Source organism: Bacteroides sp. AF32-8BH, from assembly GCF_003435205.1.
Classification (GTDB): domain Bacteria; phylum Bacteroidota; class Bacteroidia; order Bacteroidales; family Bacteroidaceae; genus Bacteroides; species Bacteroides ovatus.
The window spans coordinates 1-12,099 of sequence record NZ_QVLZ01000079.1 but is presented as its reverse complement, the minus strand read 5'-3'; the positions used below and the strand labels follow the sequence as shown (position 1 = coordinate 12,099).

At 44.3% G+C, this 12,099-nt stretch carries 9 protein-coding genes; 1 reads left to right on the top strand and 8 read right to left on the bottom strand.

Annotated features, from left to right (window positions below; translation table 11 throughout):
- Positions 1-1,282: 1,282 nt before the first annotated feature.
- Positions 1,283-2,728 (bottom strand): IS4-like element ISBf8 family transposase, encoded by a 1,446-nt coding sequence (locus DWZ47_RS29355; RefSeq protein WP_008666177.1) that lies wholly within the window; start codon positions 2,726-2,728, stop codon positions 1,283-1,285.
- A gap of 172 nt (positions 2,729-2,900) precedes the next feature.
- Here DWZ47_RS29355 and DWZ47_RS29350 point away from each other — a divergent pair, with 172 nt between their 5' ends.
- Positions 2,901-3,866 (top strand): CfxA family broad-spectrum class A beta-lactamase, encoded by a 966-nt coding sequence (locus DWZ47_RS29350; protein ID WP_004339683.1) that lies wholly within the window; start codon positions 2,901-2,903, stop codon positions 3,864-3,866.
- Positions 3,867-3,958: 92 nt separating this feature from the next.
- Here DWZ47_RS29350 and DWZ47_RS29345 read toward each other — a convergent pair whose 3' ends face one another.
- From DWZ47_RS29345 to tnpA, 7 genes are all read right to left on the bottom strand, one after another.
- Entirely contained in the window at positions 3,959-5,362 is a 1,404-nt protein-coding gene (locus tag DWZ47_RS29345; protein ID WP_004339684.1) for a hypothetical protein, read from the bottom strand.
- Positions 5,363-5,645: 283 nt separating this feature from the next.
- The gene (locus DWZ47_RS29340; RefSeq protein WP_004292742.1) at positions 5,646-6,761 is read right to left on the bottom strand and encodes a DUF6371 domain-containing protein; all 1,116 of its coding nucleotides are present in this window, start codon (positions 6,759-6,761) and stop codon (positions 5,646-5,648) included.
- Between the two features lie 3 nt (positions 6,762-6,764).
- Positions 6,765-7,862 carry an AAA family ATPase gene (locus DWZ47_RS29335; protein WP_004338330.1) on the bottom strand — a complete coding sequence of 366 codons (1,098 nt, stop codon included), beginning with the start codon at positions 7,860-7,862 and terminating at the stop codon, positions 6,765-6,767.
- 5 nt (positions 7,863-7,867) lie between these two features.
- On the bottom strand, positions 7,868-8,242 hold the full coding sequence (locus DWZ47_RS29330; protein ID WP_004338328.1) for an excisionase family DNA-binding protein: 375 nt from the start codon (positions 8,240-8,242) through the stop codon (positions 7,868-7,870).
- A gap of 199 nt (positions 8,243-8,441) precedes the next feature.
- Positions 8,442-9,299: a transposon Tn4555 protein TnpC gene (gene tnpC / locus DWZ47_RS29325; protein WP_004339687.1), complete on the bottom strand. Its 858-nt coding sequence runs from the start codon at positions 9,297-9,299 to the stop codon at positions 8,442-8,444.
- 247 nt (positions 9,300-9,546) lie between these two features.
- Entirely contained in the window at positions 9,547-10,665 is a 1,119-nt protein-coding gene (locus DWZ47_RS29320) for a tyrosine-type recombinase/integrase (protein ID WP_004338318.1), read from the bottom strand.
- Positions 10,666-10,806: 141 nt separating this feature from the next.
- On the bottom strand, positions 10,807-11,742 hold the full coding sequence (tnpA, locus tag DWZ47_RS29315) for a transposon Tn4555 protein TnpA (protein ID WP_004292844.1): 936 nt from the start codon (positions 11,740-11,742) through the stop codon (positions 10,807-10,809).
- Positions 11,743-12,099 lie beyond the last annotated feature (357 nt).

The following is a 12,099-nucleotide window of genomic DNA, read 5'->3' as shown; positions in this document are numbered from 1 at the left end:
GTATTTACAACCGATTATTACTCAATATTTTATAGATAATAAGTCAGAAATATGGTTGTTATTTTTAATTGCACATTCTAAAAGGTGAAGATTTAACGCTTTTATTGATTATTAACTCAAAAAGGACATCAACTTGGGTCGTTTCTTCTCTTTTCCTTGCTATTCGTTTCCGATATTCCACTTTTGTTTTGGTCTATCTCATATGTACTGCAAAGGTATTGATTTTTGTTTGATATTGCTCCTTGCTTGCTCCTTGTCGTAGATTAATTTTCACACAGGAATTTTTGTTCTCTTTCTATAGGGGCTTGAAACAATCCATTTATTGGAAACAATTAAAGACGGAGCTGGTTTGCCCCAGTGCTTTTTAAGAAACAGGGCAATTATTTTATCTCCACAAAGGCTCTTGTTCCCAATTATGAGGAAAGCCTAATAAACGAGTTCTTACTGATGGGTATTTCGATAAAAGCTGCTTGAAATCTGCAACAAAAGTGTTGCCCATAGAAATGGAGTTAAGCCAATACACCACATAGCAGAGTTGCGGATAAAGTGTTTGTTCACGGAACGAGAAATCCGTAATCCATGTGTTTGGCATACGCATAGGCATCATTGGCTTGACAGGAAAGACCCGATTTGACAGTCTTGAATGATGGGCGCAGCAATTACGAAGTACGGGTCTGGGTACGGATTAAAAGGCTAAGTGATTATTTTCAGTCATTTAGCCTTTTTAATTATCTAATTTTTCCCCACATTTTCCCCACAGCTGTCTATTTATATACAGGGCAACCGCATCAAAATAACGTTAGCTTAGGAAACAAACGTAGTTTTCAACCTCCTCCTCTCCCTTATTGTCCATTTTCCTAAAAAAACCATTGGTCCAAATCGAAACTACTACCCCATAAAAATTGATTTTTTGCCCCATATAATTCAAATTTCCCTTGCGGGTAATATTTTTTAAGAAACATGATTTTTGACAACAGGCTATTATTCAGACAAATACAAAATTATGCATTTTTAAGGGGGGATATTGTAAATTGTTGAAACTTCTCATCCTTGTATCCACCCCACTTATCCCTATTAATACAAAATCGACAAGTATTGATTATCAGGTTATTGACATTTTGATGCGGTTGCCCTGATTTATATATTTTAGAAACATATTTTTCCGTAAAGTTATGTACTAAAGTTTCCCACCCCTTAAAACACTAACTTTTCTCATTTTCCTTTGTCTGTCTTCCCCCATATCCATTGACTGTTAACACATGCCTAACAGAAGTTATGCAGACTATCCACATACTTCGTCCCATTTTTCCAACGCTTCAGCCATTACAAGGATTTTGCTCATCTCTTTGTCGTTTCCGCTGATTGTAGCCATAAGGTATTGGGGCGTCATTCCAAGTATTTCTCCTAAAATGCGAAGAATGCGTTCGATGCAGGTAAGAACTCGCTTCCATAACGTGAGTGCCATGAGATCACCCTCCATATCCGAAAAGAGTTCGCCCATGGTTTGATATTCTGTGAATCTCTTTTCCAAAGCCATGACGGTATATGTAAGGTAACACAGCGTTGCGTCGGCTATCTGACCATTAAAGTCACAACCTTGATAACCTCCTAATCCGAGATATTGCTTAGTCTCCTTGTTCATCACCTCTATGTTCCATCTAATCTGATACACTTCAAAGGCTTTTACGAAATACATCGTTGTATCCGTGGTGAGCAGAACGTTCCATGCGGAGTTTCTACCATACTTGATGAGGAAGATTCTGATAGGTATATCTCCTAAGTTGCCGTTGAGCTGAATATATCGACATTTGTATTTACGACAGTTCTTTCCTCGTTCACGTTCATAGGTGGCAATGAGTTCTGCAGCATTTTTCTTTTTGCCCGATATAGTGTATTTTGTCTTTCCCATTTTTGCAAGTCCAACAAAGTGCATTGCCCCTTTACCTATGCTTCTAACACATGTCATAAGTTGCTCGCAGGTGAACCAACTATCGGTAATCACATACTTCGCATGTAACCCCATCTTCCATCCACGGCGAAGCATATCCATGGCAACTTCCAGCTTAGACATCTTACACTCTTGAAAGCGCTTATAATCAGGATTGCCGGTGTTCCTCTTGGTGTGATATGCCTTTTTGAGTTGCTGTCTAGTCAGCCCGCAGTTGCCTTGCTTCCCCTTTTCTTGATGTAGTGAAAAATCAAAGGGTATAGTTGTCTTGCCGTCAAAGAAGGCACAAAGTAACAGCTTGTAGCCCAATACGCATCTGCCTTTCATATGGTCGAAAACACGACTGATACCCTCCATCCTCACACCACTCTTCTCAAGCACGGTGTCATCTATAATGAAACATGTAGTGGTATCTGATTGAGGAACTTCGCCATACTTACGCAATAGGCACATATAACGCAGTGCAAAGTGGTTCATCAATCGTCTCCAATCCATCTGTGGGCGAATCATCATGCGATAGAAACAGTTCTTACCATGATTTGAAAGCTCATATATCTTATGTTTGCATATACTATGGATGCTCTCGCCCACAATGCGGAAGAGGCAAAGAGAGAGGAGCAACTCCGAAGCCGAAACTCCGTCCTGTTTCTCCAATGAAAGGCGAGATAATAGGTGACCGATGCCAAACTTGCCAAAAAGATGAAATAAATCATCACTCATTCGGGTTTTAACACTCAAAAGTTTGGATAACTCACTTATTTTCTCTATTTTTGCTTCCATAACAGTTTTGTTGTCTTGTCTTTAAAATCAGTTCTTTAGCGATTACTAATTTACAAAGAAAATTCGACAAACTGTTATTTTTCTATCTATTTATTTGGGTGGGAAACTTTAGTTATGTACCTTTGTCGGCAAATAAAGATATTCTCGTCAAACAAATATAAATAATATAAACATGGAAAAAAACAGAAAAAAACAAATCGTAGTTTTGAGTATAGCTTTAGTTTGCATTTTCATCTTGGTATTTTCATTGTTCCATAAATCAGCGACAAAAGATAGCGCAAATCCTCCTTTAACAAATGTTTTGACTGATAGCATTTCTCAAATTGTCTCAGCTTGTCCTGGCGAAATTGGTGTGGCGGTTATTGTTAATAACAGAGATACGGTTAAGGTCAATAATAAGAGTGTTTATCCTATGATGAGTGTGTTTAAGGTTCATCAGGCATTAGCTCTTTGTAATGACTTTGACAATAAAGGAATTTCACTTGATACCTTAGTAAATATAAATAGGGATAAACTTGACCCAAAGACTTGGAGTCCTATGCTGAAAGATTATTCAGGGCCAGTCATATCATTGACAGTGAGAGATTTGCTGCGTTATACTCTTACTCAGAGTGACAACAATGCAAGCAACCTTATGTTTAAGGATATGGTTAATGTCGCTCAAACAGATAGTTTTATAGCCACACTCATTCCTCGTTCAAGTTTTCAGATAGCTTATACGGAAGAGGAAATGTCGGCTGACCATAACAAGGCTTACTCTAACTATACATCTCCTCTTGGTGCTGCAATGTTGATGAATCGTTTGTTTACTGAAGGTCTTATCGATGATGAGAAACAAAGTTTCATTAAGAATACGTTAAAAGAATGCAAAACAGGTGTAGATAGGATAGCAGCTCCACTTCTTGATAAAGAAGGGGTTGTTATAGCGCATAAGACAGGTTCAGGTTATGTTAATGAAAATGGTGTTCTTGCAGCTCACAATGATGTTGCCTATATATGTCTGCCTAATAATATCAGTTATACCTTAGCGGTATTTGTTAAGGATTTCAAGGGAAATGAATCACAAGCGTCACAATATGTTGCGCATATATCAGCTGTAGTATATTCTTTATTAATGCAAACTTCAGTAAAATCTTAAACTGCACTTGCTTTGATAATTAATGATAAACAATCTAAAAGCACTCTAATCGTTATCGGAGTGCTTTTAGATTACTAATCAAATTGCTTCTATTATAATTTGAATCCTCTACTTTTTCTTTCTTCCTGTTGCGGCACTCTTGCTCCATATCTAAGCCTGTGCCATTGCTCCCTGAACCAGTCGGCAATCGGCTTCCTGTTTATTGTCAGGTTCAGCCTGCTTTCATCGTCAGGGTCATTTTCCACCCTTAAAATATCATCCTTTATATCAAAGTTCCGCCTGTGTTGCTCGGAATAGATTTTACCGCTACATTTCAGGGCTTCTTTTTTGACTATAAGACTTTCAGTCATTTCTTTAGAGAATCCCAGCATGGCACAAAACTTTTCCATGCGCAGCATTTCCCTGAACATCGGAAACCACCTGAAAGCCTTGTCTATGATTCTGGCGAGCCGTGACAGTTCTTTTTCTTTCATGTCAAGTTCCTGCCTGTGCATTTCTCTGAGATTGTGGATTTGCGTATCATGCTGTTTCTGCATCTGCTGTACTTGGCTCTGCAATTTTTCAATATTGGTGTTCCGTTTTGAAACCTCGTCTTGCAGTTTTTCGTTGGCACGTTCCAGTTCTTTCAGTTTTCCACTCCCGAAAAGAGAAGCAACTCCACTAGTTATGGCTGTCGCTGCCGTGGTGGCTGTCTTCTTTAACTTGTCAGTGCGTATTTCTGATTTCACCTGTTTCAGTTCCTGCTCGGCAAGATTTATCTGTTCTTCTTTGTGCCGTTTGGCTGCATCCATGCGTTGCAGTTCAGCTTTCTGCTTCTCAATGATAAAGTCGTTCCGTTCCAGATGCTCCTTACCAGTGACAGCCTTTGACTGCCCGCGTTCCATCAGCAGGATGTCGGATGCAAGGGTCTGCATCTGCATCATGTCATCGTCATTGAGCTTTCGGCTCTTTCCTGTTTCGTGGTTCATCCAGTCGAAAACGATATGGGCATGATAGTTCGGCTTGAACCATCTGTCCCCGACTTTGAAGCTTTCCCTGTCTTCCGCTTCCGGCTGACCGTTCAGCCAATGCCCTTCATCCTTGTGCAGGAAGATTTGCAGCGGTGTGATTCCCCAGCGTCTTTGACACTCCTCACCGAATTTACGCACGTCTGCCAGTGTGGTGTCCGACCTGACAAGCAGCACTCCTTCACGTATGGGGGAGCATCCCGCAATCTTGACTATTTTACCGTTCTTGCCTTTGCGTTCACGCTCCTTTTCCTGCATGGCACGTCCGGTCTTTTCCTTTACCATCTGTCTGATATTGTCATAATGCATCCGCAAATCCGGACTGCCGAAGTCGGGATTTATCCACTGCTCATTATCGGTGGAGAGTTCTGGAACCACATAGGTTCTGGACTCTCCGATGTGGCGCATGTATTCGGCAGTCCTCCTGTTGTGAGCCTCACTCGATGCGATATTGCAGGGCTTGATATGTATGCTTGATTTTGTTGCCATAGATACTTGTTTTTTGGGTTTGTACTTTATTGTTTGCTTTTCCGCTGTCCGTAAACGCATGGGGTTCTTAGGGGTGCAACCCATAAGCGGAGATTGCAAAGAGAGGGTCACTCTTTGCTCTGGGTTCTCAGGGGAGAAACGCCCTGAGTGGGTCATTAGGGTAAAACCCTAATCCCCTCGGGAGAGCCCACAACTACGTAAGCGGAGCGTGTAGTTATAGTGGGCTATATCAATGGCAAGCCATTGTCTGCAAACTCCAGCCTACGGCTTCCGCTCTCCTCCGTCAGGGAGGTTTTTCATCATCGTTGCCGATTGGAGATGCACCGACCAGCACAAGGTCTAAATCGTCTATCAGTTTTTGCAGGACGGGATTCTTCTCTATCATCCGCTGGAGGATTCTCTCAGCCTCGACCAAGTGGTTGGCTGTACTCATCACCTTGCCCTCCCGTATCTGAAAGATAATCCAATCGGCTATGTCGATATGGGCTTCTTTTTGTTTCGGGGTGGCATTCCTTTCGATGATGTCCGAAACCACCACCTTACAAAAGTACATGCTCTCGGCTCGCTGTTTCCACTCGGCATAAGCATCGGCATCGGGAAAGAGAAGCACGGTTCGCCCTGACAGTACACGGAGTTTCTCTTCTCTCATCTGACTCTTACCACCCGTAGCCAGCCATACATAATCGGGGAAGATAGCAGAACCGATAACGGCACTCTTCTCGGATTCCACCAAGACCACCACCTTGTCGGGATGCGTTTTCAACAAGTGTTCCCCGAAAAGGCATTGGGATAGTTGCCAATCCTCTGCCAACACACGCTGCTTTTTCAATATGCTGTGTATCCAGTTCACTGCCGATGTCTGTCCTCCCTTGATACGGTGTCCGTCTTCGGGATTGTACTGCATCACCTTTCCCGTGCGTACCTTGCCCGTCCTGTCTATCTGCCAAAAGATAACAGAGCCGTCACGGGTAGCCCCCAAACGGTATTCCTCCAACAACCGCTTCAACACCTCTTTCGCCTTGTCGCCATAGTAGGAAGTAAGGAGTGTGAAGAGGAAACGGAAGAAATTGCTACGCTCGCTTTGCGACTTCTCCACATAGTGAGGGGGAATATAGCCGATGGCTGTCGGCTTACTTTGCTGCTTCACTTTCTTCTGCTCTGCTCTTTGCCTGTCAAAAGAGAAATCATTGGTAGTTCTGTGTTCAGGATGCTCTTGAAAATACTCTTTCGGAGTGTAGTGATACCCACAACCGCTTTCGTGGTTACATCTGCCGACCGATGGATGCAACGGCACATTATTTTCGTCCACGTAATAGACGAAAGAATGCCTGTCTCCGCATTTGGGGCAGGTATGCCGTGTTGCCGTTCCTTTATACTTCTGTAATGAATAATTGCCCATAGCTTAGTCCGTTTTTGATGGTTGATTGTCGGCTGTCCCATCCTGTCCCATTGTCCCACACTCTAAGGGTTGGGACAGTGGGACACTTGGGACACCTGCGTTTTTACTCTCTTTGCTGCGCTGGATGATACGGTTTACGGTGGACTTGCCACAATTCACCTGTGAGGCTATCTCCCTGACGGACTTGCCCGATTGGGAGAGTTGCAGAATTTGGCAATCCCTTTGGCTTGATTCATTGTCGCCCAATTTTTTCAAGTGTTCCTTTTCCGTGGAATAGCCCCTGAACACGAACTGCAAGAAAGCATCCACCTTGTCAATCTCGTAAACGATTACATTATCCGCATCATGAGAGAACGTGCCATAGCGCACTTTAAGCTGCTTCACATAGCGAAGCCCTCCGTCTTGGGCACTTTTTCCAATGGTGAACACGCTGTCAAAGAAATTGTAGAGCCGTTTGCTTCCGGCAAGGTCGTTGGATGTGATGGGACAATCCAAAGAGCGTTTGGGCGTATGTGCCAGGACAAGGATAGAGAGCGCATATCTCTTTTTGAGATTGTTCAGCTGAATCATCAGCCGTCCTGCGGCATCGCCTTTCTCCATGGCGCAACACAGGTAGGTAAGATTGTCAATGATGAAAATCTTGCAGTCGGTCTGCACAGCCATCTGTTCAATGCCGCCTATGATAGCTTCCTCAAAGTTGGCATCCAAAAGCTGGTTGCAGTCAATAGACACCCGATAGATTTTGTCGGGAAAGGTGTAGAGCTCTCCATGCTCGTTGGTATAGCGGAGCTGGAACTGCTTTTCGGACAGTTCAAAGTCCAGATACAGCACATTGTCGGTTCGGGCGATGCGGTCGGCTATCTGCACGGCAAGGATGGACTTGCCCACGTTGGAATCGGCAAACAAGCAGGAGAGTTCCCCCTCGTACCAAAAGCTGTCCCACAGCGCACGGGGCGTAGGCAATAACGATGCTTCAAGAATGGTTTGGTTTGCCGTCTTGATATTCATCATGCCTACACTGTCGGGCATACCGTTATGCGCTTGGGATGCTTTTGTGAGGTCGCCACGTATCAGGTTGATATAGTTCTTATCCTCTTCCATATCATTCACCAGTTACGTGGGTTGGGCTTGCGACGGTGGGAAGAGGATAAGGACTTGTTCAGTTCCTCGTCTGACAACGGTATGGGATTCTTTCGGGCGGTTTCCAGCCACTTGTCCAGTTCGTCACGGTAAAGGCAATAGCGTTTGCCGGGCTTGGTGGCAGGGATTGTCCCTTCTGACAGTTTCATGTAGAGCGTACCCTTAGGGATACCTAAATACTCTGCTGCCTCGTCCACAGACATGGGCACGTGGGTGTCCACCGTTTTGGCATTGTTCACACTGCGCTGCTCGGCGAGCAGGCTTTTCAGGCTCATCACTTCGTCTCGAAGCTGAGCGACAACCTCGGGGAGGTCGTTGAAGGTAAGAATTGATTTTTCCATTCGCGTACTCGTCTCTTTTGTAAGACTTGGCGCAAAGGACTGAAATGATATATCCGTGAATATCTCCACGACACGTCATTGCAAAATAATTCCCGAATAATTAAGCCCAGCCATAAATGACGGGTAAAATTACTCGGGAAACGATGTAAAACAGGCGGTTATGAGTTACCGGATGGTTGTCGTTGGTGTCGTGATTATCCTAATTCCGCACATAATCCTCGGGATAGTGGAAATCAAGTTTGCCGTTTTCGGGTTCATCAATGGGAATTTCCGTCTTTAACGGCTCTACCTTGAAATTCTTGATGGTTGATAAGTCTGTATCAGCAAACGATTTCGGGAAAAGGGCTTTGATGAACTTGGCACGGTTATCCCCATTGTAGTATCTCTTGTACAGGAAACGCTCAGAGATATTCCATACGAAGTGACGGAGTGGAATGTTGTTGATGTCTTTGGTAAACGGTCTTTGTATGGGCTTCGGGGTATAAGTGTTAAGATTCATCCATTTGTCCACCTCAGTACAGATGTGGTTCACGGTTTCTTGGTCGGCAATGCGAGGCAGGTAATAATGGCAATACTCCATGACCATGCGGATGCGCTCTTCCTTTTCCCGTTGCTCTCTGCTTGCGTAATTGGCACGGTTCTTTTCGTGAAGATCCGGGGCGATAGTAAGCTCTATCGGTTGTGTTTGGATAAGTGTCTCTTCTTTTGTCGGGGATGATTCGGGTACAGGCTCAGGGACTGATGTAGGTCCAGGCACAGATGTGGCTTCTTCAAGTGTATTTTGTGACAGTTCTTCCTGCACCTCTATGGCTTCGGCAATCGTTTCTTTCTTGCCGAACTTGATTTTGTAGATTTCGTATGTATCAAAGATAAGTGTCTGAAAGGAGAGATAGAGCAACCATCCCAACAGGTTACAGCATACGAATACTATCCACCTGACAAAGTTGTCTTGGTTGAAGCTGTCCGCTATTACCAGCGTGGCAATGGAAGATATTAGGACGATGGCGAAGCCGACAAAGCCCAAGATGATGTATTTGTCCTTGATTGATGATTCCATATTTCGTTGAGAGATTGAATGTTCCTGTATTATTTTGTGCAAAGTTAATGCTATTTTTCCCAATTACTGCCCGTTATTTGCGGTTAGAACGGTCTTTTTCAATGTATTTCACGAAATGTCATCATATCATACTCTGTTTCATACTCTGAGGGGCTTATAAATGGTGGCATCAAGCCAAAAACATAGAGGGGCGATTATAGCCTTGTAGCCATAACCGCCCCTCTGAATACCTGTCAATGTGAGACATTTATGCCTCCTTGCGCTTCAAGGTTATCTTGTCCACCACCTGACACATCTGCTGCGCTGCTATCTTGGAATAGATTTGTGTGGTGGTAATGTTCTTATGTCCGAGATAGGCTTGGATGACAGCCATGTCCGTTCCCATTTCCACGTGCAGGCTTCCGAAGCTGTGGCGGGTACAGTGAAAGGTGATTTTCTTGGTTATCCCTGCTGCCGTGAGCCACCGTTGGAGTGGTCCTTGCAGCATCTTGTCCTTGAAATCCTCAAAGATAAGTCCCTCGCCCCGTTCTCCCAGCAGTCCATAGGCTTCATCACTGATGGGGTTATGCACTATTTCTTTGGTTTTCTGCATACGGGTGGTAACGAACATCCTGCCGTTGGTGTATGGTTGTATCTGCTGCCACGTGAGCTGTCTGATGTCGCTCTTTCTCAGTCCCGTAAGACAGGCGAAAAGAAAAGCTTTTTTCAAGACCTCCTCCTCACAGGGTGTTTCGGCAAGCCGTATCAGTTCCTCTTGGCTCAAATGCTCCCTGATGGTGGGAATGCACTCGATGCGGTCTAAGAAGCCGTTTGGGTTCTCCTTTATCTTCCTGTCACGGTAGGCGGTGTGCAGCACGGCACGGAAAGTTGACCAATAGCCTGCTGCGGAGTTGATGTGCAGCTTTTGGTTGGTGTGGATGGATTGGGGTGCATCAAGCAGGTATTCCATGAACTTGCGGCACAAATCCACATCCACCTCCTCAAAGGTGCATTTGCCGTTCACGAACCGCTGGAAATGCTTGTATACGTGCTGCCACTTGATATTCTTGCGGTCAGCCAGTCCTTTGAAATAGGCAAGGAAATCGCCCTTCATCTTGGTCTTGTCAAAAAAGCCGTTGTTTTCATTGAAAATGGCTTCGTAGCGCTGGTTGCGCAGGATGACCGCTTTCTTCATCATGCGTGCGTTGAAGTCCCGTTCCTGCTGGTTTGCAGGTTTGGCGAAGATGTAAATTCCTAAGGCTTCACGTGTAATCACTCTCATGGTGACATTGTCACGGTAGCCGGGATAGTAGTCAAGGCATAGTGAATACTGTGTCCCGTTCTTAATCTTGCGCTTACGCAAGGTAACTGTTTTGCATTTACTCATAATAATTATGTTTTAATTGGTTGTATACATTTTGGAGTTGTATCCATGTTTCCGATGGCAAAGGAACAACGTGAAATATCCGTGAATACCTCCACGATACATCATTTTGAAATAATTTTCGATAATCCCGATTTTTCACGGTTATTTGTTCCTTTCAGCCATGACACGCTCCACATCTGAGCGCAAAAGCAGGTTTTTCACACCCACCTTTATCTTTTCGATGTGCTTCACCTTGACGATATGGCAGATGTTGGCTGACGAAAGACCATAGATTTGCTGCACCTGCTCAACGGTATAGTAGCGTTCATCGTTCACAAGGTCAGTTCTGCGGAGTTCGTTCAAATGTGATTTGGAGTAATAGGTACGCCCGTACTCTCTTTTAGTGGGTATCTTATGGCGATAGGTGTAGGCACGGAGTGCGGTCGGCTTCATGCCGAACAGTTCCTCCACCTCCTCGGTCAGTAGCCAGTCGGTAATTTCGCTAATATCAACTGCCACACCGAAAAACTCGTCAATATGCTTCTTGCTGTAATAGTTCTTTCCTGCGATACGGCAGATGGGGATATGGTTACGCTTGGCGGAAGTGTAAAGCCATGACTGCTTTACCTTAAAAAGGGACATCACCTCCTCGCCCGAATAGAAGTCCAACACTTCTTCGCTTTCCTTTTCCCTTTTTTCTCTTTTGGCAGGTAAGGAAGATGAAGATGATTTCCTTGGTGTGGAGGTGTTGCCGGGCAGGATGCGGTGATAGGGATTGCCCTCCAACATCTGCTCGATGTCGGCTCTGCGGATGAATGCCATGCGGTTGCTGATGCGTGAGGCTTTCAGCTTGCCGATGGCTACAAGTTTGTAAATGTACTGTCGGGAACAGCCCATGAGGATGGCTGCTTTGGAAAAGGTGAGATACTCCTGATGCTGTATCTCCATCAAGGGTTGGGCGACTTTGAAGAGGTTGTTCTTCTGCATCACTCTGGCTCGTTTGGCTTCTGCCTGACAAGCCTCACTGCAATATCTTTGCATACCGCTTCGGGTTACAAAGGACTTGCCGCAAAAACTGCATTTTCTGGTTGCTTTCATACCGTTTTATCGTTTAATGGTTCATTTCTTCAATCCTATATCTCTGAAATGGTAAACGGATGTGAACGGAAGTCAACCATTGTCGCTTTTCTACACAGTGTGACTGTTTCCGCATATCGGGGCGGTTATTGTCGCTTGTCGTAAACGGTTGTAAACCCTTGTCAACTGTCTGCACGGTGTGACAAAAAACAAGCCCCGCAAATTCTCCACGTCAGAAATACGTCTCAAAAATATGTGGAAATTTGGGAAGCGACAAATGGCAACCGAAAAGTGTTAAATTTTAGAATATGCTGGTAATTAAAGATTTACACTCGGATATTTCTGATTAGTTTTGGTTGTTCTATGGTTATAAATACA